The sequence below is a fragment of the Chloroflexota bacterium genome (assembly GCA_011322445.1).
Taxonomy (GTDB): domain Bacteria; phylum Chloroflexota; class Anaerolineae; order Anaerolineales; family DRMV01; genus DRMV01.
The window spans coordinates 156,701-179,397 of the sequence record DRMV01000032.1; the positions used below are offsets into that span (position 1 = coordinate 156,701).

Here is a 22,697-nt window from a genome sequence, read left to right on the forward strand (position 1 = left end):
CCGATTACTCTTCGCGTTCCAGGATGCTGACGGTGACGTAAGTGCCCGTGCCCGCGTGGGAATGAATTGCGCCGCGCCTGGCGTTGGGCACCTGCAAGGTGTCGTTGCCAAAGTGGTCTTTGATGCGATGCTGCAACTGCCAGATGGCGAACACAGCCTGCATCAAGCCCGTTGCGCCCACAGGATGACCGCAGGCAATCAGGCCACCCGAGGGGTTGACCGGAATCTCCGGCTTCTCGGGAAAGTCGAGGCCGTAGTCCACCGTTGGCATGAAGGTTTTGCCCGAGGCGGCAAAGGGCCCGCCTTCGCCGTAGCGACAGAGGCCCATATCTTCGTAAGTTTGAATTTCGGAACTGGTGTAGGCATCGTGAAGTTCGATGAAATCCAGCTCTTTGCGGGGGTCAGTGATGCCAGCGCGTTCGTAAGCCAGTTTGGAAGCCATGCGGCCCGCGCGGAAGGAATGCACGCCCGGGTAGCGGAAGCCATGCGCCCACAATTCCTTGTAGTAAGCCCGCGAATCGTCATCCATTTCGTTGGGCAGGGCGTTGTAGCGGTAGAAATCTTCAAAGGACTGATGGGGGCGGTCGGCCATGCGCATGGCGTCGGTGCCGCGGCCAATGGCAGCCACTTTGACCTTCGGCAGGCTGCGTCCGGCGGCTTTTTCCAGTTTCGCCAGCCCCTCTTCGCTGGCTAAGAGCACCACCGCCGCGCCGTCGCTCATCACGCAGATATCGAGCCGTGTCAGCGGCCAGGCCACCATCGGCGCGTTGCGGACATCCTGAATCGTCAAACGGCGGCGCTTCTGCGAATAAGGGTTGTAATAGGCGTTCATGTGGTTCTTGACCGACACATGCGCCAGTTGCTCCACCGTCGTACCAAATTCTTTCATGTGCCGCGTGACCATCATCGCGTAGTAACCCGAGTAGAAGCCGCCCACGGGGTAGTCGAAGTTCGTATCGGAGGCCAAGGCGATGAATTCGTTACCCTTCCAGGTGTTGACATGCGACATCGTCTCAAAGCCCATCGCGAGGGCCACGTCCATGTCGCCCGAAGCCACCGACTTGTAGGCTTCCTGAAAGCATAACCCGCCGGTTGCCCCACCGCCTTCCACACGATGCGAGGGCTTAGGCACCAGGCCGAGATAATCTTGCACCATGATGCCGGCCATCAACTGGCGAGTGAAGTGGTCGGAGAAATAGGAAACCACCGAGCCATCGACAATCTCGAAAAACTTGGGGTGTTCGATGCCAATGTCATTGAGCATGTAGTCATAGGCCTCTTTCACCAGCGCGGGGAAAGTCTTATCAGGCCGCGCTTTGGTAAATTTACTCACCCCCCCGGCAACTGCGTACACGGTTCTCATGAACAACCTCCTTGAAACAAAGGTTCCACGCGGCACCAGGCACACTGCCGCGCCACTGCGGTCGTGCTTCCATTGTATAACAACTTTGGTAAATCCAGGGGGAGCAACAGCCCCTTCAAAAGCGATTTTCCGAAGGGTGTAGTAAAATTGCGCCATGCAAAGGCTCTCGCAAGCCCAAAAGCGTATGCTCGTTGCTCTGGTTATCTTCATCGCCGGCCTTAGCATAGGGGGGGTGGCAGGGCTGGTCCTTCCCAAAGTGGAACAACGTAGCGCAATCTACCTCAGCCTGGCGCGAGCGCGGGTGAAATACGCGCTGCATCCTCCCCAGCAGCAAGTTTTTGTCCCCCAAGGGCAAAGCGTGGCAACGGCCGTGGGTGCCACCATCCAGGCCATGACGGCCACTGCCGTAGCCCTCGCCACGCCGACCCCTTCCCTCACCCCTACGCCCACCCCCACGGCGGGGCCCACAGCCACGCCCACGGTCACACCTTCTCCCACACCCAGCCCCACACCGTTGCCTGCCCAAGTCCATCTCAAGGGCATTCGGCACGAGTTCCAGCAATGGAACAACTGCGGCCCGGCCACGCTGAGCATGGCGCTTTCCTACTGGGGCTGGAAGGGTTTCCAAACCGGGCCGGCCGAATTCCTCAAACCCAACCCGCGAGATAAAAACGTCTCGCCCTATGAAATGCAGGATTACGTCCTCCAAAAGACGCCTTACGGCTTCCTGTGGCGCATGGGCGGCGACGAGCACCTTTTGAAAACCCTGCTTGCCAACGGCTTCCCGGTGATGGTCGAAAAAGGCTTCCACGGCGCCGGGTTCGAGGGTTGGATGGGACATTATGAACTGGTGGTGGGCTACGACGACGCCAAAGGGGTCTTCATCACCTATGATTCCTACCGCGGCCCCGATTATGAACTCACTTACGATGCCTTTGCCTATGACTGGCGGGCTTTCAACGACCTTTTCCTTATTCCATATGACAAAAGTGTGGAAGCCAACCTGATGGCCGTGCTCGGCCCGTGGGCTGACGCCAACTGGTCTTACCGACACGCGCTGGAAATCGCCCAACAGGAAACCCAAACGTTGGAAGGGCAAGCGCTGTTCTTCGCGTGGTTCAACGTCGGCACCAGCCACGTCTGGCTGCACGAATACGTCGACGCCGCTCACGCCTACGACCAGGCCTTCGCCCTCTATGCACAACTGCCCGAAAAGGAACGCCCCTGGCGGATGATGTGGTATCAAACCGGCCCTTATTTCGCCTATTATTACAGCGGGCGCTATCAGGATGTCATCAACCTGGCCACCAGCACCCTGGATGCGATGAGCGAGCCCATTCTGGAAGAAAGTTACTACTGGCGCGCGCGGGCAGAAGAAGCTGTGGGCCAACACCAACGTGCCCTGGATGACGCACGCAAAGCCGTCCAACTGAACCCTCATTTTGGGCCAGGGTGGTCGCTGTTGCGCACGCTCCAAGGCGGGGGTTAGCCCCCCTCATCCCAGGAGGAACCACCCATGCAAAAGCGAACGACCGAATGGATTGAGAAAGTCAACACGGCCTACCATGAGCGACAATTCAAAGAACCCTACCGAAGCACCGTAGCCTTCTGCGACTGGTTAGAGACCCTTGGGCTGATCCACAAAGAAAGCCACCTCCGCATCCTGGATCTGGGGGCAGGGCAAGGGGCAACGCTCTATTACATGAGTTTGCGTTATCCTCACTGCACGTTTGTGGGGGTTGACCTCAACCCAGAACTCGTTCAAAAAGGCAATGCTTTCTTCCAGGAACACGGCATCACCAACTGCCGCCTGGAAGTGGGTGATATTTATGCCCTGGATTCCAAATACATGGGCGCTTTCGACGGGGTGATTTCGTTGCAAACCCTCAGCTGGTTACCCGCATTCGAAGAACCGCTTGAAGCCATGTGCGCCTTAGAAGCCCCCTGGCTCGCGCTTTCCTCGCTGTTCTACGACGGGCTGGTCTCTTGCACCATCGAGATCAAGGAATACACCGAGCGTTTAGAGCCTTACACCCAAAGCTTCTACAACATCTACTCGCTGCCCGTCATCGAACAGTTTCTCGCCGACCGTGGCTACCACGATTTCCGCTACACCCCTTTCGAAATTGACATTGACCTACCCAAGCCACAGAAAAAAGTCATGGGCACCTATACCGAGAAACTGGCCAACGGCCGCCGCCTGCAAATCTCTGGGCCATTGCTCATGCCCTGGCATTTCATCAGTGCCCGGCGAAAAGCAGCCCCTTCCTCATAGCCGCGCTAACAATCACCTGGCAAAACAAAAACGCCCCGCTTGGATGCGGGGCGTTTGATTTTGATAAATTGACCTTCCGCTCTCACAACCTTACAAGTGCAGCACCGCCTGCAACGCCCAATGCAGGGCAGGCGCAGTGACAATGCCAAAGAAAATCGTTGCCAGTGCGGTGAGCGCCACACCCACATTCAGCCAGGCGTCGCCATGCGCTTCGGCCTCTCCTTCTTTCATGTACATCGTCGTCACAACCCGCATGTAATAATACACCGACACAACCGAGGCCAACACACCCACAATCGCCAGGCCGACATAGCCGGCGTCTAAGGCAACACGGAACAAATAAAACTTGCCCACAAAGCCCACCGTCGGTGGGAAGCCACCAAAGGAGAGCATGAAAATGGTCATTGCCAGTGCCAGCCAGGGATGCTTGCGCCCCAGGCCCGCGTAATCGGCAATTTCCAGCCCTTTACCTTCCGCGTGCTCCACGGCAATCACCACAGCCCACGCGCCAAAGTTGGTCAACGCGTAAGCGCCGAGGTAGAACAACACTGCTGCCACAGCCATCGGCGCCACCCTGGCATCGGCAAAAGCAACCACTGCCACCAGCATGTAGCCCGCGTGGGCGATGCTGGAATAAGCCAGCATGCGCTTGATGTTCTTTTGCGCCAAAGCGGCCAGGTTGCCGACGACCATCGTGAGCAGGGCCAAAACCCACACAATGGGGGTCAGTTGACTGCCCAACACGGGGAAAGCCAGCACCAGCACCCGCAGCAAAGCAGCAAAACCAGCCACCTTGGCCCCCGCTGCCATAAAGCCCGTGACCGGCGAAGGCGCGCCCTGATACACATCAGGCGTCCACATATGGAAAGGCACCGCTGCCACCTTGAAGCCCAAACCTACCAGCAGCAAGCCCGCACCAAACGCCAGCAGCGTCAGGTTGGCACGGCCGGTATCCACTGCTGCGGCAATGCCGGAAATTTGCGTGGTCTGGGTGGCGCCATAGGTCAGGGCAATGCCATACACGAAGAAAGCCGCCGCAAACGCGCCCAACAAGAAATACTTCAAAGCAGCCTCTTCGCCAATTTCGCGCGGGCGGGCAAAAGCCGTAAGCACATACAACGGGATAGAAAGCAGTTCCAGTGCCAGGAACATCACCATCAAATCGGCGGCTTTTGCCATCAACATCATCCCTGCCACCGAGAACAGCAGCAAGGTGTAATACTCGCCGCGCACCATCTGCTGACGCTTCAGATAATCGTACGCCAGCAGAATGCCCAACGCGCCGCTCAGCGCCAGCAAGGCTTCCAAAAAGGTGGCAAAACCATCAGAGACCACCATCCCATGGAAGCCAGCCCCCACACCACCACCCTGCGCCACTGCCATCCCGAAGGCCAGCGCCAGGCCCAGCACGGCCAAAAAGGCCGTCCAGCCTTTGCGCGCCTTTGGGATGAACAAATCCACCAGCAGCAACACACTCGCCCAAATCACCAGTGCGATCTCAGGCAACAGGGTGGAAAGGTCGGAAAAGGTCATGAGTGGCCTCACAGTGAGAAGTGAACGGTGAGCGGTGAGCAGTGACGGGGCACCGAGCACTGCTCACCCCCCACCGAAAACAATCTAATGCATCGCCACGGCCGCGACCTGCAAACCATGCGCCAGTTTTTCAACCGCCGGCATCATCAGGTTGAAGAACGGCGCCGGGTGCAAGCCAATCCAGAAGATGAACACCGTCAGCACGGACAGCACGGTAATCTCGCGCCAGTTGAGGTCTTTCAGCCCCAGGTTCTTTTCCTTCACCGGGCCCAAGAAGACCTTTTGCAGCATCACCAGGATATACACCGCGGCAAGCACAATGCCAACCGCCGCGCTAATGGCAAAGAGCGGGCCAAGAATCGGCGACTGGAAAGCACCCATCAAGATGGTGAACTCACCGATAAACCCATTCAGGCCGGGCAGGCCCATGGAAGAAAGCGCCACCACCAGCGAAAAAGCGCCGTAAATCGGCATGATCTTCCACAAACCGCCAAAGGCGCTCAGGTCGCGGGTATGGGTCCGTTCGTAAATGATACCCACGATAAGGAACAAAGCGCCCGTGCTGATACCGTGGTTGATCATTTGCAAGATGCCGCCCGCGATGCCCATCGGGTTGAGGGCAAACAAGCCCAGCATCACAAAGCCCAGGTGGCTCACCGAGGTATAGGCCACCAGTTTCTTGAAATCCTTTTGGGCATAAGCCACCATCGCGCCATAGATGATGCCAATGATCGCCAGCACCGCAATCGGCACAGCAAACTTCACCGACGCTTCAGGGAACAGGGAAAGGTTGAAGCGCAGGAAACCATAAGTGCCCATTTTCAGCAGCACGCCCGCCAGAATCACAGAGCCGGCTGTCGGGGCTTCCACATGGGCATCGGGCAACCACGAGTGCAGCGGCCACATCGGCACCTTGATGGCGAAAGCCAGTGCAAAGGCGAGGAACAGCCACGACTGAAGGTGCAGCGGCAGGTTCACGCCCTTGGCCAGCAAGTCAGGCAAATAGAAAGTGCCCTGGCTCAAACCCAGCCACAAAATGGCAAGCAGCATCAGCACTGAACCTACCATCGTATAGAGCATGAACTTGATGGCCGAGTAAGTCCGCCGCGGGCCGCCCCAAATCCCGATGATGAAGTACATCGGCACCAGGCTGAATTCCCAGAACACGAAGAAAGTGAACAAATCCAGCGCCAGGAACACGCCCAACATGCCCACTTCCATCACCAGGAAGGCAATGGCGAATTCCTTCACACGGTCTTCAATCGCCGTCCACGCCGAGAAAATCGAAATCGGCGTCAGCAGGGTGGTCAACAACACCAGCAAAATGCTCAAACCGTCCACGCCCAGGGCGTAATGAATCTCGAAACCACCCGCCTTCATCCAGATTTTGTCGTACACCATCTGGAAGCCGGGGTCTTTGGCGTGGAACATGCTCAGCATCCACAGGGACACAAAGAACGACACCAGCGAAGTCACCACCGCGACCCAGCGGATGGCGTCCTTGCGTTCCCGCGGGATGAGCAAAATGATTGCCACACCCACCAGAGGGAAGAAGGTCATCAAGTTGAGCGGATTCATCAGGAAGTCCATCATGCTACCTCGCCTTTAGTAGGATTCTTCCAACGCGTAAACGCGGCGGTACAATTTTACCGCCATAACAGATAAGTGAAAATGAGCAAAACACCCACAAACACGCTCAAAGCGTAATTGCGCACAAAACCCGTTTGCCAGCGGGCGATTTTCCTGCCCACGAAGTCGGTCAACCAGGCTGTATCGTTGACGGCGGTGTCAATGAACCAGACATCAAAAGCCGCCGAGAGCCGCGAGAGGGCAATATAGGGGTTGAGCACCACAGCCCAGTACAGTTCGTCCACCCACCACTTGGCCTGCATGGCAGTGAACAGCCAGCCCAAGGGGCGTTGCAGCGGGTCAGGTTGGGCAGCGCTTTCCAGCGGGCGCTTGCCATAGAGCCACCACGCCAGCAGCAACGAAACCACCGCGATGGTCGCCGACATGCTTGCCACCAGCGGGTTGAGGCCGCCGGCTTCCACCTCGCCGAAAGTGTGTCCCAGCCATTCCGCCAGGTAGGGGTGCGGCCAGTTGAGCAAGCCACCCGCCGCCGAGAGCACAGCCAACGCCACCAGCACCGAGGTCATCGTCCACGGGCTCTCTTTCGCGTGCGCGGCCGCATGGCTGCGCGGCTTCCCGAAAAACACCAGGAAAATCTGTCGGCCGATGTAAAACGCGGTCAGGAAGGCCGCCACAACCAGTAACCAGTATACCAGAGGGAAAGCCGCCCTGGTATCGGCAATAATCTCATCTTTCGAGAAAAAGGCTGCCAGCGGCGGAATGCCTGCCAGCGTCAGACCTGCGATAAGGTACGTCCAGAAGGTCACCGGAATGACCTTCCGCAACCCGCCCATGAAGCGCATATCTTGGGGGTCAAAGTCGGGCGGGTCGTCGCTGTGATGCCCCTCGTGCCCTCCTTCTTCGGGCAAGGGGTGATGCGCCCGTTCCATCGCGATGATGACCGAGCCCGCCGCGAGGAAGAGTAATGCTTTGAAGAAAGCGTGAGCAATCAGGTGGAACATGGCTGCCACATACGCGCCCACACCCACCGCTGCCACCATAAAGCCCAGCTGCGAAATGGTGGAATACGCCAGCACTTTCTTGATATCGTTCTGCGCCACGGCAATCGTCGCGGCAAACAACGCCGTCAGCGCGCCAATCAGCGCCACCGCATGTTGTGCCGTCGGCACGAGGTCATAGAGCACGTGCGAGCGCGCCACCAAATACACACCCGCGGTCACCATCGTGGCGGCGTGGATGAGCGCCGAAACCGGGGTCGGGCCTGCCATGGCATCGGGCAGCCACACATACAGCGGAATCTGCGCCGATTTCCCCGTCACACCCAAAAGCAGCAACAGCGTGATGATCAAAATGCTCTGGGGATGGCTCTGCGCCACCGCTGGCGCTTCCGCAAACACCTTTTCGAAATTCAGAGTGCCGAAGACGGTAAACATGTAAAACATGGCCGTCATGAAGCCGAAGTCGCCAATGCGGTTGGCAATGAACGCCTTTTTGCCTGCCATCGCGTTGGCAGTGCTCAGGTTTCCCTTGGTGTCATATTCAAACCAGAAACTGATCAACAAATACGAGCACAGCCCGACGCCTTCCCACCCCACAAAGAGCATCAAATAACTATCGCCCGTGACCAAAATCATCATCGAGGCGATGAAAAGGTTGAGGAAGACGAAAAAGCGCGCGTAGCGTCCGGGGTCGCCCTTGTAGCGGACATCGTAGTGCATGTAGCCCACCGCGTAGAGGTGGATGAGCGTTCCCACGCCGGAAACCACCAGCATCATCGTCACCGCCAGGGTATCGACCCGGAACGCCCATGATACATCCACCACCGTCATCCACGAGAGGAACGGCACCGTGGCTCCCGCAGGCTGGACGCGCAAAGACAGCCACATCAGCACCGAGATCACGAAAGAAAGCCCCGAAGCCGTCACGGCTACGGCCGCCACCCCGCGCTCACCAATGCGGCGCCCAAACGCCATGTTGAACAACAACCCCAAGACAGGGAAGAACACTGCCCAGGGGACAAGGTAGAAAAACGTGCCCGAATGGTTCGTCACTTCGCTGAGAAACATGGGCTATCCCTTTAACCGGTGCAGCGTGTCAATATCAATCGACTGTTTGGTACGGAAAATCGTGACCAAAATTGCCAGGCCCACGGCCACTTCAGCAGCCGCCACCGTCATCACAAAGAACACGGCAATTTGGCCATCGACCGCACCAAACTCGGCGGCAAAAGCCACAAAAGCCAGATTAGCAGCGTTGAGCATCAACTCAATCGCCATGTAAATCACCAGGGCATTGCGGCGCACCAACACGCCCGCAACCCCAATGATGAACAACACCGCCGAAAGCGCAAGCAAATAATTTGTAGGGACCATGATCGCCTCGTTTTCTTCAACCGCCTGTCATTGCTCGCGAGTCAACACCACAGCGCCAACCGCTGCGACCAGCAAGAGCACCGAAGTCACCTCGAACGGCAGCAGGTAGCGGTTGAAAAGCAAATGGCCGATCGCCGTCGGGCTGCCCAAGCCAGCCTCAGCGCAGTTCAACGCGCCCAACCCGCCGACCTTTGCCGCAAACGCATAAATCACCTCAGCCAAAAAGAGCACCGTCAGCCCAAACGCCAACGGGCGTTGCCAACCAATGGGGCCACCTGTTTCGGTCAGTTTTTGCGGCCCCAAAATCATCACCGCGAAGAGGAAAAGCACCATAATGGCCCCCGCGTAGACCGTGACCTGAGCCAAGGCCAAAAACGGCGCGCCCAGAATCAGGTAAAGCACGGCGAGGGTCAACATCACCAGCACAAGGAAAAGCACAGCATACACCACGTTGCGGGAAAACAACATCCCCAACGCTGCGCCAATGGCAATCAGAGCCAACACCAGCAAAACAAGCAGATCAACGCTCATGGAAAACTCCACATTTCGCCATTCGCCGGTCGCGATTCATTCTCGCTTCACCACAACTTGGGGCACAGGGGGCATATCCACGCCGCCCTCGGTCTTCTGGGGGGTCGGCTTGCCACCCGGCGGCACCGGGTCGAGAAGCATCTCTTTGGTGTAAATCGCCTGCCGCCGGTCGGTGAAGCTCAATTCGTAATCGTGCTCCAGCACGATCGCCTGCGTCGGGCAGGCATCCATGCAATAGCCGCAGAAAATGCAGCGCGACATGTTAATTTCATACACCCGCGCATAACGCTCACCGGGCGAGTAGCGTTCCTCGTCGGTGTTCTCGGCGGCTTCCACAAAAATGGCGCCCGAAGGGCAGGCCGCCGCACACAGCGCACAGCCAATGCACCGCTCCAGCCCGTTATCGTAGCGTTTCAGCACGTGCCGCCCACGGAAACGCGGCCGCACTGGGCGCCGCTCTTCCGGATACTGGATGGTGACCGGCTTTTCCAGCATCTGGCTAAAGGTCGTCCAATAACCTTTGAAAATCGCCGAAATGTCTTCAAAAACAGACATGGTTGCCTCGTTGATTCGTGACTTGGTCAAGTGGTTGCCTGGTTGCTTCGCTGCCTCGTGCCCGTCTTCCAACGCCTAACCGCCCAACACCACAATGCCTATGGCAGTGAGGAACACATTGAGCAACGCCAGCGGGAAGAGCACCTTCCACCCGAAGGCCATCAGGCGGTCGTAGCGCAGGCGAGGCAAGGTTGCACGCGTCCAAATAGCGAAGAAGACCAGCGCCAAAATCTTGAGGAACATGTACACCGGCCCCAGCCAGGGGAAGGCCTCTACACCCGGGCCGTAATAGCCACCGAGGAACAGCGCCGCAATGATGGCACTCATCGCGACCACTTTAATGTACTCGGCCATGAAAAAGAGGGCAAACCGCATACCGCTATATTCGGTGTGATAGCCGCCGGTCAGTTCTTGCTCGGCTTCAGGCAGGTCAAACGGCGAGCGGTTGATTTCCGCAAACGCCGCAATCACGAAAATCACAAAACCCAGCGGCTGGTAAAGGATGTACCACACATGCTTTTGGGCTTCCACAATTTTGACCAGGCTCATCGAACCGGCCAACAGAATCGGCCCCACCAGCGCCAGCCCCAGCGCCAGTTCGTAACTCACCATCTGGGCTGCGGAACGCAAGCCACCCAGCAACGAATATTTGTTGTTGGAAGACCAGCCCGCCAACACAATGCCATACACAGCCAGCGACCCCACAGCCACAATGTAAAGGGTTGCCACGTTGATGTCGGCCAGGTAGAGATGCGCCGTCCGTCCAAAGAAGGGCACTTCCCCACCCCACGGAATCACCGCGCCGATGAGAAAGGCCGGGATGACGGTGATAATGGGGGCCAGCGTGAAGAGCACCTTGTCGGCCTTGGCCGGGATGAACTCTTCCTTGAAGATGAGTTTCACACCGTCGGCCACCGGCTGAAGCAAGCCCCACGGGCCTGCGCGATTAGGACCAATGCGCGCTTGAATGCGGGCGATTGCCTTCCGCTCATAATACGTGGCATAGGCAAAGCCCGTCAGCAGGATGAGGATGAGTATCACGGCCTTGATGGCCCAAATGCCGAACATGGATGCGGTCATGGGCAATTCCTAATTCGCAGTTCCTAATTCGCAACTCGCGATCTCCGCCACCGGTACGCCCATCGAGCGTGGCACCAACACCACGCCTTCCGGCGCCTGACGATCGAGACGCACCGTCACCGCGTACGTGCCCGCGGCAACTTTGAGGGCAGCCTGCGCGCCGTCGGCCAGGCCGCGGCGGGCAGCCTCTTCGGGGTGCAGCACCACAAACGCACCCTGGGGCAGCCGTGGCTCCAGCGTGCCCGACCGGCCTACCAGCGCCCCACGGTCATAAAGCCGCGTTACGGGCACCGCCAGCAGGGCCGCACTCGGCGCCTCGGGGGCCGCTGGCGCTTCAAGAGATGGTGTTTCGCCTTCCCGCCCGGCAGGTTTCAGCGCCACCCCCAGCCCCCGGGTGTTTTCATAAGCCGTACCGCCGTAATACAAATCGGTGCGGCGAATGAGCGGATATTGTTCGCGCACTTCGGCGAGTTTCTCGTAAGTTACGCTCGCGTAAGTCGGCACGGTTTCGGCAATCTGGTGCATGATGGCCGCTGGCGACCGGGCTTCCAGCACCACGCCCAGGCGCTCGCCGACCCTGGCGGTCACGGCGAAATCGGCCAAAAGGCCCGCGGGCGCAGGCACTGCCGGGTAAAAACGCTGGACGCGCAGTTCGCCGTTGGTGTAGGTGCCGCCGCGCTCGGTGTAAGCCAGCACCGGGAAGACCACATCGGCTTTGCGGGCCGTTTCGGTGAGGAAAAGCTCTTGCACGACGACGAAATCGGCTTCGTCCAGGGCGGCTGCCAGGGCGGGGTCGTCGCCTGCGGGGTCAGCGCCAGCCACCACCACGGCCTTCGCCGCTTTGAGGGCTGCGGCCAGATCATCCTGCGGGCGGAAGCCCATATCCCAGGCGCCCTGGTCGTTGGCACGCGGCCACACACCCACCATGCCGCTGCCAGGTTTTCCTGCATGGCCGGTTTTGACCAGCAGGTGAGCCACCGCATGCGCTAAAGCACGCGAAGCCCGCAGCCCTATGCCTTCCTGCCCGTAGAACACCACCAGCCTGTCCGCCTCAGCAACGGCTTTGACGGCCTCGCCGCCGCAATTGCAACCCTGGTCTGCCAGCCCGAGCACAATTTCGGCTTCCCGCCCGTAGCGGTAGCGCAGGGCAAACTTCGCGTAGCGTTCGGTTTTGGTAAAGCGGGGGTTGGCAACGATGAGCGTCGCGCCGCGCTCAGCCGCCTGTTTCACCCGCAGCCACCACAGCGGCGCCTCTTCCTCAAGGTCAGAAGCCACCACCACGATGGTATCGCCAGGGCCAAGGTCGGCGAGATTGCTGCCTTCGCCCAGGCCAAACTGCGCGGTCAGGTCGCCGCCCGCTATAAACGAATCCAGCGCCTTGACGCCGCCCAACGCGTCGGTAAGGCGCGCCAGGTTGAACAAATCTTCGTTGCTCAGCCGGCCGCTGGCAAGGGCAAGGAACTTCCCCCGGGCGGCCTCCAGGCCGTGAGAGGCCGCGCGCAACGCTTCGTCCCACGAAGCGGGCACCAGTTCATCATTTTTGCGCACCAGCGGCTGGGTCAGGCGCTCGGCGCTCTCGGCAAAATGATAACCGGCAAAGCGGCCTTTGTCGCAAATCCAGATTTCGTTGACCTGCTCGTTTTGCCGGGGCAGCACCCGTTTGATGACCATCTTGCCACCCGAGGCGGCTTCGCGACGGACATCGAAGGTCAAGTTGCAGCCAACCGGGCAAAGGGTGCAGATCGAAGCCGCGGGGCGCATTTCCCACGGGCGGGCGCCAAAGCGGAAGTCCACCGTGGTCAGCGCGCCCACCGGGCAAATGTCGGTGGTGTTGCCCGACCAATAGGAATCGAAGGGCGGGTCGGAGAAGGTAGCCACATCGGTGTGGTGACCGCGCTGGTAGAAAGTGAGCACGGGGTCGTCCACCACTTCGCTCTGGAAGCGGATGCAGCGGGAGCACTTGATGCAGCGTTCCCGGTCGAGGATGATGAGGTCGCCCAGCGGCACATGCTTGGGCGCGCGCTCTTTGTCTTCGTAGTAAAAGCGGCTGGTTTCCGGCCCGTAGGCCATCGTCAGGTTTTGCAGCGAGCACTCGCCGCCCTTGTCGCAGATGGGGCAATCCAACGGGTGCGAGGTCAGCAGGAATTCCAGCACAGCCTTGCGCGCTTCGGAAACCTTGTCGGTGGTGGTGCGCACCACCATGCCTTCCATGACCCGCGCGGTGCAGGCGGTTTCCAGTTTGCGCCCCCACTGAATTTTGATAGAGCCATCCTCTTCATGCAGGAACTCACCGGTGGCGCGATCGCGCATCGGCCGCCCAATTTCCACCAGGCACATGCGGCACATCCCCACCGGCTCCATCTTCGGATGGTAGCAAAACACCGGAATTTCAATGCCGGCGCGGCGGGCAGCATCGACCACCGTGAGCCCTGCAGGGACGGTAATTTGTTGGCCGTCAATGGTCAGAGTTACCGAATCCGTCATCGTTTACTCCGAAGCCTCGGCTTTTACCGCGGCGTCAAAATCTTCGCGGAAGCGTTCAATGCCGGTGACCACCGCCATTGTCGAGAAATCACCCAACGGGCAGAAGGTTTTACCCTGAATTTGCCTGGCAACGCTGTAGAGGGTTTCCACATCCTGGAGCGAGCCTTTGCCCGCAGCGATGCGCTCGGTCAGCCGCTCCATCCAATAAGTGCCTTCGCGGCAAGGGGTGCATTTGCCGCACGATTCATGGCGGAAGAAGTTGACGGTCTTCCGCACCAGCCAGGTGATGGAAACCGTTTCGTCGAGCACAATGACTGAAGCCGAGCCCAACATGCCGCCGACCTTAGGCACGCTTTCATAGTCCATGGGCGTATCGAGCACTTCGTTGGTGGCGGGCAAGAGCGAAGAGGAAGCCCCCGCGGGCATAATGGCCTTGATTTTCTTGCCGCCGATGATACCGCCGCCGTGCTCGAAAATCAGTTCGCGGAAGATGGTGCCGAGGGGCAGTTCATAGTTGCCGGGCTTGTTCACCCGCCCCGAAAGGCTGAAAACCTTGACGCCGGGGCTGCGCTCGGTGCCAAAGGTGTGATACCAATCGGCCCCGTGGGCAATGATCATCGGCACGTTGGTCAGCGTTTCGACGTTGTTGATGACCGTGGGCTTGCCGTAAAGGCCATACGTCGGCGGGAAAGGCGGGCGCAAGCGAGGCTGACCGCGCTTGCCTTCGATGGATTCCATCAGGGCGGTTTCCTCGCCGCAGATGTAAGCCCCTGCGCCCAGGTGCGTGTAAATGCGCAGGCTGTAATCGGTGCCAAAGATATGGTCGCCCAGCAGGCCCGCGGCTTCCATCTCGGCAATCTTTTGGTCAAGCCACTTGGCGACATGCCAAAACTCGCCGCGCAGGTAAACATAGGCTCGCTCAGCCCCAACCGCATACGAAGCGATGGCCACCCCCTCCAAAAACTGGAAGGGGTTGTTCTCCATAATTTCGCGGTCCTTGAATGTGCCCGGCTCCGATTCGTCGCCGTTGGCGATGACATAATGGGGCCAGTTGCGCTTGTCCATAAAGGCCCACTTCAAACCCGTGGGGAAGCCCGCACCGCCGCGGCCGCGCAACCCTGATTTCTTCACCTCTTCGGTGACTTCATCGGGCTGCATTTCGGTCACGGCCTTTCGGAAGGCCTCGAACCCGCCGTGGGCCTGATAGACCGCCAAGTCTTTGATATTCGGGATGTCGCGATGTCGCAACAAAATGTGTTCGGCCATAAATGCCTCGTTACTTGGTTACCTGGTTACCTGGTTGCCTGGTTACCTGGTTGCCTGGTTACCTGGTGGCTTGGTCGTGGTACGCCGTGGGCGTGAAATTTACGCCTTTGTGTTTTCCTTGCGCCATTGCTCGATAAGTTCCAGCGCGGCTTGAATGTCCATATCCTGATGATAAGTCAGACCATCGGGGGTTTGCACCTGGAATACCGGGGCATGGTTACAGGCAGCGAGGCACTTGACCTCTTCCACCGTCACCAGACCATCGGGGGTCGTTTCACCGATTTTGATGCCCAGGTTGTCACACAACTCGGCCACGAATTTATCGGCCCCGCGCAAGGCGCATGCCACATCGGTGCACACTTGAATGCGATATTGCCCTGCGGGTTTATCGTGGTAAAGGCTGTAAAAGCCCACCACCGCCGCCACTTCGCTGACGCTGATGCCTGCAATCTCTGCGACGTCTTCCATAGCCGCCTTGGTAATGTAGCCACCACCGTCACGCTGGGCAAGGTACAGCAGCGACATGACCGCCGAACGCTTGTGCTCCGGGGGGTACTTCGCCAAAATGGCCTGCACTTCATCGGGATACTTCTCGGCAAGGCTGCTCACCGGTCAACATCTCCCAAAACAATGTCAACGCTACCCGCAATGGCCACCAGATCGGCAATCATCGCGCCCTTTGCCATCACGGGGAGCGCCTGTAAATTAGCAAACGAAGGCGTGCGCACATGCACACGGTACGGTCGGGGCGTGCCATCGCTTTCGATGAACACGGCCAGGGTGCCGCGCGGCGATTCCACCGCAGCATAAGCCGAGCCCTTCGGCGGCGCGAACCCTTCCGTCCAGAATTTGAAGTGATGGATCAACGATTCCATGCTCACGCCGATTTCCTCGCGCGGCGGGGGCATGTAACGGCGGTCGTCGCTGCGCACCGCCCCACCGGGCAGGTTATCCAACGCCTGCTCGATGATCCGCAGCGACTGCCGCATCTCTTCCACCCGCACGAGGTAGCGGCCGTAAACATCACCGCTTTCCTGGGTGGGAATGTCAAAATCATACTGCTCGTAACCACAATACGGCCGGGCTTTGCGAGTATCGTAAGCCACCCCTGAGGCCCGCAGCATCGGCCCGGTAACGCCCCACCGCATAGCGTCTTCCCTGGAAAGCACACCAATGTGGCGCGTGCGGTCGCGATAAATCGGGTTCTTGGTCACCAGGGCTTCGTATTGCTTCAGCCGCCGCGGGAAGGCCTTGAGGAACGCTCGCACGGTTTCCTCGAAACCATCGGGCACATCGCGCCACAGCCCGCCGGGGCGAATGTACGTCGTCATCATCCGCGCCCCGGAAACCATTTCGAAAATATCGAGAATGGACTCGCGCTCTCGGAAAGTGTAAAGGAACAGCGAAGTCGCGCCGAGGTCAAGCAAGTGGGTGCCTAACCAGACCAGATGGGAAGAAATGCGCTGCAATTCGGCGAGAATAACCCGAATGGCCTGCGCCCGCGGGGGCACCTCCAGGCCGGTCAGTTTCTCCACCGCCAGGCAATAAGCCAAGTTGTTCCCGATCGGGTTGAGGTAATCCATCCGATCGGTCATGACCTCAGCCTGCCAGTAGCGCTTCGCCTCCATGTTCTTTTCGATGCCGGTGTGCAGGAAGCCAATATCGGGCACGACATTCACCACCTGCTCGCCATCCAACTCCACCAGCAAACGCAGCACACCGTGGGTGGAGGGATGCTGCGGCCCCATGTTGAGCAACACGGTCTCCCCCTTCAACGCGCGCTCAGAGACCAGATGCTGCAATTCCTCGGCAGAAATTTCAATGGGTTCGAGCATAAGAACCTCGTAGAAGGTGGGGAGGGAGTTAGGAGTTAGGAGTTAGGAACCTGACGCCTGACACCTACACCCTACCTCTTCCCCTTGACCTTGCGGCCCTGGATTTCATCGAAGTTAAAGGTAAACTGCACTTCCTCGTAGCCCAGCGGGTAATCTTTGCGCAGGGGGTGTCCTTCCCAATCGTAGGGCATAATAATGCGGCGCAAATCAGGATGCCCCGTGAAAGGAATGCCGAACAAGTCATACACCTCGCGCTCATACCAGTTTGCGCCGGGGAAAACGCCCGTAATGCTGGGCACCTCGTCGCCCTCATCCACCGCCACGCGCACCGTCAGCATGTCGGCGTGTTCGTAAGAGAAGAAGTGATATACCAGGTCAAAGCGCGGCTCGCGGCGCTGCCAGTAATCCACCGCCGTCACGTCTTCGGCCACCTGAAAGCCGAATTCATCTCGCAGGGCCGTGGCGGCCTCTACAATACGCTCACGCGGCAGCCGCACGACCACCTGCCCATTCTCATGGGCTACCTCGGTGCCCATGCGTGCGGCCAGCGTTGCAGCCACGGTTTGGATGCGCTCTTCGCTCATGCCGCCTCCTCCTCAACCACGGCCCAATCGCTCAACTTTTCGCCCCTGACCTTTTCATAGAGGGTCAACACGCCATGAATCAGCGCCTCCGGGCGCGGCGGGCAGCCAGAGACGTACACATCCACCGGGATGATCTCATCCACGCCCTGCAACACGGCGTAATTATTGAACACACCGCCACAAGAGGCACAATCGCCCATGGCAATCACCCATTTGGGCTCGGGCATCTGGTCGTAAAGGCGGCGCACCACGGGGGCCATTTTGCGGCTCACCCGCCCCGCCACAATCATCAAGTCCGACTGGCGGGGGCTGGCGCGCATGAGTTCCATCCCAAAGCGGCTCATATCGTAGTGGGAAGCCTGGGCAGCCATCATCTCAATAGCACAACACGCCAGGCCAAACAACGCCGGCCACATGGAACGGGTGCGCCCCCAATTGACAGCCTGTTCCAGCGTCGTCGTCACGATGCCCAGGTCGCCCAATTTATGCTCTAATCCCATTCCAGGGCTCCTTTCTTCCAGGCGTAGATGTAGCCCACCAGCACGATGGCGATGAACACAGCCATCTCAATCAACCCAAACAGCCCCAGGCTGCGGAAGACCACCGCCCAGGGCAGGAAGAACACCACTTCAATGTCGAAGAGGATGAACAGCATCGCGACGCGATAAAAGCGAATCGGCTGGCGGCGGGTGCCTTCCCCCAGGGGTGTCATGCCCGATTCGTATGGTGAATACTTGGCGCGGTTCGGATGGCGCGGCCCAAAACTATCACCAATGACGACCACCAGCACAGCCAGCGCCGTTGCAAACAACAAAAGCAAAGCAATGGGCATGTATGCGAGCATCATAGGGACGCCTCGGTAAAAAGAAAAAGCGCGATTTCAACGCCTTGCGGTGGCGAAAGTATAGCACAGCACGAATATCCGTGTCAAATTTCACAAGAGGCGCGGGGCAAATTGGTGACAACCCTCACATCCCGGCCGTCGGCTGAGAGCCTATCCCAAAGCTTTGCAGAGATGTCACGGCAGACGAATTCCACCAAAGCATCTGCGCCGAGCCTCGCCCAAGCATTGGTGCTGAGCACAACCGAAGCCCCCTTCGCGAGAGCCCCCTTCGGTTGCCGCTCAAGAGGCTCGCGAGGGCATCACAACACAAGCCTCCGAACAGCCCTTATGGCTCGCCACGCAAGCCCTCCTCTTCCACGGCCAGGGGTTTTGCTCCCGCCTCCGCCACAAAAGCCACACCGTGCTGATGCAAAGCATCCAACACCAAATTGAGCCGCCGCCCGGCGCGGTAATCTTCCACCGCGATGACCCGCAACGCCCCCGCAATCGCACCCCACCGCTCTACCGGCAGGAAGTCGTGCAAACGGTTGGGCGTTTCGTAGAAGAATTCGTGCCGAAAAACCGTGCGCTCGTCATCCAGATCAACCGAAAGCGGGTAAATCTGGGCTTCCATCAAGTCCTGGAAGAAGTGCGTTCCCAAAGAAGGCTCAGAAGCCGGCCCAACCTTGTAGCCAGAGAGTTCAACCAGCGCCCGCGCGTTGTGAATGTCGGCATAGCCGACATAAACGCCCAAATCGGGGTTCGAGGTGCCCCACCGCCCAGGCCCCACGCAAATGAACGTTTCTTCGGCCAAAAGGCTATTGAGTTTGCCAATGGCGCGCGTCAGCAGGCGGCGGTGCTCGACGCTTCGCAAGGCAAAATAGCCCTCCGGCGGCACGAAAACCACATAACGGATGCCTTCCACCTGGCCATACGGCATCACGCTGTAGGTTTCCAGCACCACATCTTCAGGGCGCAAATTTTTGGGAATCGCCACCCGCTGGGCGCGGTAATGGCTCTGGGGACGGCACTGCAAAATGGTGATGTCCACCTCAGGGCGGGAAGCCCGCGGGTTGGCAACGTGCGCCGCAAATTCCAGGTCCACCGGCACGCCATAATGGCGTTCCAGCGTGGTGAGCATCGTGCGCATACGCTCGGCAAAGGGCGTGCGGCGCAGCCATTCGTCAAAAGTAATCACCACATCGCGCAGGCGGTCTTTGGGCACCCGCTGGGTGTGCAAGGGGGCAAGATAGCCCTGCTCATCCAACGAAGCAATCAATGGCAGTAACGGATAGCGCCCTTGCAGCACCTCGTGCACCTCAACCGTGCGGAAGTTGTTGGCTTCCAGGTCAATCAAATCGACGTAACGCTGCGAATAATAGCGGCGCGCCCTGGCAGAAGCGGTAGGCTGCAATTCCGGATGGCTCAGCGCCACCAGGCGAGGATAATCGTTCCCCACCCGGTCCACGGCTCGCGTGCCCAGCCCCCACACCAGCCGCACAAAGCCGTCTTCCTGCCGAATTTGCGCCGACCAGGGGAAAAGGTTGCGGCTGAAAGCCACCCCTGCCGCGTGGGGGAAGTAATAATGCCGGTAGGCTTCCCCTTCCACGACCTGCAAAAGCACGGCAATGCGCTCGTCGTAATCCACCAGCCCGCGCGCGCGCCGGTAGAGCAAGGGGTCGGGGCCCAAGCCGCTGGCATACACGCTGGCAATGGCCCGAATGAGCGCGTGCAGGTTTTCCTGCAAGGAACCCTGGTTGGGCAAAAAGTGGCTTTCGTATTTACCGGCAAAGGCGGTGCCGAAGTTATCTTCCAAAAGGCTGGAAGAGCGCACAATCAGGGGTTTATCGCCAACTTCCCGCAGCAGCTCCTCGAAACGCGCCCGAATATCGGGCGGGAAGTCGCCCTGCAGGTATTCCTGCCGCAACTGGGGGTACTCGGCCTGGATTTGCTCATCGGTTTTATATTTCTGCACCGCCCATTTCATCAGGTCGTTATGGGCCATGAAGGCATACATCACATCCGCACCGAGGAAGTAAGACTCGGGAATGCGAATGTGCGCCTTGAGTTCCTCATCGCCCACCGAAAGCAAAATGCGGTAGGCCAGCAACATACCGGCTGCCTTGCCACCGATTTTCCCCGGCCCGATTTTGCGGCGGCGAATGTAGTCCAGGTCTTCGACCCGCAGCCAGTGCTTCGCCAACCCCACATAGCCCAACTGGTCGCTAATCAGCGCCCGGATGAGCACCACCTTGATTTCCTGCAACCGCGCCTCGAAACGTGCGGCTTCTTCGGGCGGCATCTTTTCAATGGCAAAGGCCTCGTCAAAAAGCTGCGCCCGCGGAGCGAGTTCCAGATTGGTGCTCAGAATCTCTTCCTCGGCATCTGCGGTCGGGTTGCGCTCATTCCGCACCTCCCGCAAAATGCGGTCAAACTCGCTGAAAGGCAAATGGTAAGCAAAATAAAAGTCGGTCAGGTAGGCGCGAGCCCATTGCAGGCGCTCTTCCCACACTTCAGCAGGCTCTTCCACAAACGGGTTGCGGATGCCTTCCCGCCGCTGAGATTCGATCGCCATCTCGCGCACTTTTTCCTCGAATTCCTTTTTGGAAACCACCCCCCGACGGAACAGTTCCTTCCGCATCCGCCGCCGCACCCGCTTGCTCAGAATGGGATATTGCAGCAAAATCTGGCGGATACGCCACAATGGATCGGTCGAAGCGAAAGGCATGGTCATAGCCCCAACCTCCTGAAACCACCTGCCGATAAAACAAACCTGACAGGGGAGGCCCTGTCAGGTGTGGTGGTAAACCCCTTCATGCCGCTTACAGGTGCATTGGCATGATGATGTGGATGAAATCAGAAGCCCCCACCGGCTTCAGCACGCCCGGGCTGGCCGGTGCGGTCGTTTCCAACGCCACCTCTGGCGTGCGAATGGCCTCCAACGCCTCGCGCAAGAAGCGCACGTTGAAAGCAATCGTAATCGGTTCGCCTTCCACGGTGGCCGTCAGGGTGCTTTCGCTGGAGCCAGTGCTTTCCGAAGTCGCCGAAATGCGCAACTCGCCGGGCACTTCGCCCCCCGGCGTGATGGTGAGCCGGGTGCTTTGTGTGCCCTCGCGGGCAAAAATCTCGGCCTGCTTGCAGGCTTTCACAAACGCCGCGGTGGAAACCACCGTGCGGGTGGTGTAACGCTGGGGAATGATTTGCTCGTAGGGAGGGTATTCGCCTTCGATGAGCTGGGAAACCACCTCAACGTCGCTGCCCACCCGGAACACGACCTGCCCGCGCCCCGGCGGCGCGACCATCACCACGGCTTCCTCATCATCACGAGCCGCGCGCGCCACTTCGTTGAGCGCCCGCGCGGGGACGATGAGGGAAAGGTCGGCCCCGCCGCCGTTTTGCACGCTCAGCTTACGCACCGAAAGGCGATAGCCATCGGAAGCCGCCGCGGTCAGCGTACCGCCTTCCACCTGCAGGAAAACGCCGGTCAGCACCGGGCGGGCGTCGTCGCTGGAGGCCGCAAAGCCCACCTGCTGCACCATCTCACGGAAATCGCCCACCGAAACCATTACCCCTTCATCCAGTTCCGGCGCAGGCAAGGGCGGGAATTCATCGGCTTCAATGCAACGAATGTCGGTTTCGGAAGAGCCGCCATGCACATGCAAAGTGCGCCGGTCATCGTCGTAACTCAGCCGCAGCACATCTGCCGAGAGAATGCCGACCAAATCGGAAAAAGTGCGCGCCGGCACCGTGGTGGCACCTTCTTCCTCCACCTGGGCAGGCACCCACGCGGTGATAGCGAGTTCCAGGTCGGTGGCCGAAAGGCGTAAACGGTTCTCGTCGGTCGCCACCAACACGTTGCTCAACACCGGCAACGTGGTGCGGCTGGAAATGGCGCGCGCCACAGCCCGCAGCCCCTGCGCCAGATCTTCCCGCTTGACGATGACCTTCATGGCTACCCTCCCAAAGCAGCGTGTTGTTTTCTTCTATTGAGGTAAGTATACCATGAGAGCCTCATTTCCAGGCGTTGGTGGTATCATTACAACATGAACACCACGGCCGAACAGCCCGGCCAGACAGGGGCTGGCGCGCTTCTCCTCACCGAGCCATGAACGAGACTCCCTGGCGACTGCGGCTACGTTACGTCTTGCTATTGGTAATCGTGGCTACCGTGCCGTGCTATTGCATTGGCATCGCCGCGGCATTGAACGCGCCACCCTCTGCGGCTACGGCCACGCCGCGCCCCACCCACACGGCCACAATCACACCTGCCCTCACGGCTTCTTCCACCCCCACGCCGGGGTACTACTACCCCACCCCCGGCCCTTCCCCCACACCGCTGCCACCCACCGCGACCATCACACCCACCCTCACCCCCACGCTCACCCCAACCCCCACCCTCACCCCGA

The 22,697-nt window shown here is 59.3% G+C and carries 19 protein-coding genes; 2 read left to right on the forward strand and 17 right to left on the reverse strand.

Features of this window, described 5'->3' with window-relative positions; genetic code table 11:
* Positions 1 to 4: 4 nt before the first annotated feature.
* Complete coding sequence (locus ENJ54_06185) at positions 5 to 1,363, reverse strand: thiolase domain-containing protein (protein HFC09420.1); 1,359 nt, start codon at positions 1,361 to 1,363, stop codon at positions 5 to 7.
* A gap of 154 nt (positions 1,364 to 1,517) precedes the next feature.
* Here ENJ54_06185 and ENJ54_06190 point away from each other — a divergent pair, with 154 nt between their 5' ends.
* Positions 1,518 to 2,852: a hypothetical protein gene (locus ENJ54_06190; protein HFC09421.1), complete on the forward strand. Its 1,335-nt coding sequence runs from the start codon at positions 1,518 to 1,520 to the stop codon at positions 2,850 to 2,852.
* 27 nt (positions 2,853 to 2,879) lie between these two features.
* A complete protein-coding gene (locus ENJ54_06195) occupies positions 2,880 to 3,638 on the forward strand; it encodes a methyltransferase domain-containing protein (GenBank protein HFC09422.1) in 759 nt (252 codons plus the stop codon).
* Positions 3,639 to 3,728: 90 nt separating this feature from the next.
* Here ENJ54_06195 and ENJ54_06200 read toward each other — a convergent pair whose 3' ends face one another.
* The 16 genes from ENJ54_06200 to dnaN all read right to left on the reverse strand — a co-directional run bounded on the left by ENJ54_06200 (position 3,729) and on the right by dnaN (position 22,241).
* A complete protein-coding gene (locus ENJ54_06200; GenBank protein HFC09423.1) occupies positions 3,729 to 5,171 on the reverse strand; it encodes an NADH-quinone oxidoreductase subunit N in 1,443 nt (480 codons plus the stop codon).
* An 84-nt stretch (positions 5,172 to 5,255) separates the two neighbouring features.
* The gene (locus ENJ54_06205; protein ID HFC09424.1) at positions 5,256 to 6,761 is read right to left on the reverse strand and encodes an NADH-quinone oxidoreductase subunit M; all 1,506 of its coding nucleotides are present in this window, start codon (positions 6,759 to 6,761) and stop codon (positions 5,256 to 5,258) included.
* A 56-nt stretch (positions 6,762 to 6,817) separates the two neighbouring features.
* A complete protein-coding gene (locus tag ENJ54_06210; protein HFC09425.1) occupies positions 6,818 to 8,827 on the reverse strand; it encodes an NADH-quinone oxidoreductase subunit L in 2,010 nt (669 codons plus the stop codon).
* A 3-nt stretch (positions 8,828 to 8,830) separates the two neighbouring features.
* Complete coding sequence (gene nuoK / locus ENJ54_06215) at positions 8,831 to 9,133, reverse strand: NADH-quinone oxidoreductase subunit NuoK (GenBank protein HFC09426.1); 303 nt, start codon at positions 9,131 to 9,133, stop codon at positions 8,831 to 8,833.
* A gap of 27 nt (positions 9,134 to 9,160) precedes the next feature.
* Entirely contained in the window at positions 9,161 to 9,664 is a 504-nt protein-coding gene (locus tag ENJ54_06220) for an NADH-quinone oxidoreductase subunit J (protein HFC09427.1), read from the reverse strand.
* 36 nt (positions 9,665 to 9,700) lie between these two features.
* Positions 9,701 to 10,219 carry an NADH-quinone oxidoreductase subunit NuoI gene (gene nuoI, locus ENJ54_06225; protein ID HFC09428.1) on the reverse strand — a complete coding sequence of 173 codons (519 nt, stop codon included), beginning with the start codon at positions 10,217 to 10,219 and terminating at the stop codon, positions 9,701 to 9,703.
* A 75-nt stretch (positions 10,220 to 10,294) separates the two neighbouring features.
* A complete protein-coding gene (gene nuoH, locus ENJ54_06230; GenBank protein HFC09429.1) occupies positions 10,295 to 11,299 on the reverse strand; it encodes an NADH-quinone oxidoreductase subunit NuoH in 1,005 nt (334 codons plus the stop codon).
* Positions 11,300 to 11,308: 9 nt separating this feature from the next.
* Positions 11,309 to 13,783 carry an NADH dehydrogenase (quinone) subunit G gene (gene nuoG / locus ENJ54_06235; GenBank protein ID HFC09430.1) on the reverse strand — a complete coding sequence of 825 codons (2,475 nt, stop codon included), beginning with the start codon at positions 13,781 to 13,783 and terminating at the stop codon, positions 11,309 to 11,311.
* Positions 13,784 to 13,786: 3 nt separating this feature from the next.
* A complete protein-coding gene (gene nuoF / locus ENJ54_06240; protein HFC09431.1) occupies positions 13,787 to 15,049 on the reverse strand; it encodes an NADH oxidoreductase (quinone) subunit F in 1,263 nt (420 codons plus the stop codon).
* 99 nt (positions 15,050 to 15,148) lie between these two features.
* Complete coding sequence (locus ENJ54_06245) at positions 15,149 to 15,658, reverse strand: NAD(P)H-dependent oxidoreductase subunit E (GenBank protein ID HFC09432.1); 510 nt, start codon at positions 15,656 to 15,658, stop codon at positions 15,149 to 15,151.
* Complete coding sequence (locus ENJ54_06250) at positions 15,655 to 16,884, reverse strand: NADH-quinone oxidoreductase subunit D (protein HFC09433.1); 1,230 nt, start codon at positions 16,882 to 16,884, stop codon at positions 15,655 to 15,657. Before ENJ54_06250 ends, ENJ54_06245 begins: the two co-directional genes overlap by 4 nt.
* 71 nt (positions 16,885 to 16,955) lie before the next feature.
* The gene (locus tag ENJ54_06255) at positions 16,956 to 17,468 is read right to left on the reverse strand and encodes an NADH-quinone oxidoreductase subunit C (protein ID HFC09434.1); all 513 of its coding nucleotides are present in this window, start codon (positions 17,466 to 17,468) and stop codon (positions 16,956 to 16,958) included.
* Positions 17,465 to 17,968 carry an NADH-quinone oxidoreductase subunit B gene (locus ENJ54_06260; protein ID HFC09435.1) on the reverse strand — a complete coding sequence of 168 codons (504 nt, stop codon included), beginning with the start codon at positions 17,966 to 17,968 and terminating at the stop codon, positions 17,465 to 17,467. The genes ENJ54_06255 and ENJ54_06260 overlap by 4 nt, the downstream gene beginning before the upstream one ends.
* Positions 17,959 to 18,315, reverse strand: a complete 357-nt coding sequence (locus ENJ54_06265) for an NADH-quinone oxidoreductase subunit A (protein ID HFC09436.1) — start codon at positions 18,313 to 18,315, stop codon at positions 17,959 to 17,961. The genes ENJ54_06260 and ENJ54_06265 overlap by 10 nt, the downstream gene beginning before the upstream one ends.
* 322 nt (positions 18,316 to 18,637) lie before the next feature.
* On the reverse strand, positions 18,638 to 21,025 hold the full coding sequence (locus tag ENJ54_06270; GenBank protein ID HFC09437.1) for a hypothetical protein: 2,388 nt from the start codon (positions 21,023 to 21,025) through the stop codon (positions 18,638 to 18,640).
* An 88-nt stretch (positions 21,026 to 21,113) separates the two neighbouring features.
* Positions 21,114 to 22,241, reverse strand: coding sequence for a DNA polymerase III subunit beta (dnaN, locus tag ENJ54_06275; GenBank protein ID HFC09438.1), 1,128 nt, complete (start codon positions 22,239 to 22,241; stop codon positions 21,114 to 21,116).
* Positions 22,242 to 22,697 lie beyond the last annotated feature (456 nt).

Bases quoted from the DNA above. Each gene is read 5' to 3' on its own strand.
- nuoK (HFC09426.1), bottom strand. From the start codon at position 9,133: ATGGTCCCTACAAATTATTTGCTTGCGCTTTCGGCGGTGTTGTTCATC.
- ENJ54_06220 (HFC09427.1), bottom strand. From the start codon at position 9,664: ATGAGCGTTGATCTGCTTGTTTTGCTGGTGTTGGCTCTGATTGCCATT.
- ENJ54_06250 (HFC09433.1), bottom strand. From the start codon at position 16,884: ATGCTCGAACCCATTGAAATTTCTGCCGAGGAATTGCAGCATCTGGTC.
- nuoF (HFC09431.1), bottom strand. From the start codon at position 15,049: ATGGCCGAACACATTTTGTTGCGACATCGCGACATCCCGAATATCAAA.
- dnaN (HFC09438.1), bottom strand. From the start codon at position 22,241: ATGAAGGTCATCGTCAAGCGGGAAGATCTGGCGCAGGGGCTGCGGGCT.
- ENJ54_06255 (HFC09434.1), bottom strand. From the start codon at position 17,468: ATGAGCGAAGAGCGCATCCAAACCGTGGCTGCAACGCTGGCCGCACGC.
- ENJ54_06185 (HFC09420.1), bottom strand. From the start codon at position 1,363: ATGAGAACCGTGTACGCAGTTGCCGGGGGGGTGAGTAAATTTACCAAA.
- ENJ54_06190 (HFC09421.1), top strand. From the start codon at position 1,518: ATGCAAAGGCTCTCGCAAGCCCAAAAGCGTATGCTCGTTGCTCTGGTT.
- ENJ54_06195 (HFC09422.1), top strand. From the start codon at position 2,880: ATGCAAAAGCGAACGACCGAATGGATTGAGAAAGTCAACACGGCCTAC.
- ENJ54_06265 (HFC09436.1), bottom strand. From the start codon at position 18,315: ATGATGCTCGCATACATGCCCATTGCTTTGCTTTTGTTGTTTGCAACG.
- ENJ54_06200 (HFC09423.1), bottom strand. From the start codon at position 5,171: ATGACCTTTTCCGACCTTTCCACCCTGTTGCCTGAGATCGCACTGGTG.
- ENJ54_06210 (HFC09425.1), bottom strand. From the start codon at position 8,827: ATGTTTCTCAGCGAAGTGACGAACCATTCGGGCACGTTTTTCTACCTT.
- ENJ54_06260 (HFC09435.1), bottom strand. From the start codon at position 17,968: ATGGGATTAGAGCATAAATTGGGCGACCTGGGCATCGTGACGACGACG.
- ENJ54_06205 (HFC09424.1), bottom strand. From the start codon at position 6,761: ATGGACTTCCTGATGAATCCGCTCAACTTGATGACCTTCTTCCCTCTG.
- nuoG (HFC09430.1), bottom strand. From the start codon at position 13,783: ATGACGGATTCGGTAACTCTGACCATTGACGGCCAACAAATTACCGTC.
- nuoH (HFC09429.1), bottom strand. From the start codon at position 11,299: ATGACCGCATCCATGTTCGGCATTTGGGCCATCAAGGCCGTGATACTC.
- ENJ54_06270 (HFC09437.1), bottom strand. From the start codon at position 21,025: ATGACCATGCCTTTCGCTTCGACCGATCCATTGTGGCGTATCCGCCAG.
- nuoI (HFC09428.1), bottom strand. From the start codon at position 10,219: ATGTCTGTTTTTGAAGACATTTCGGCGATTTTCAAAGGTTATTGGACG.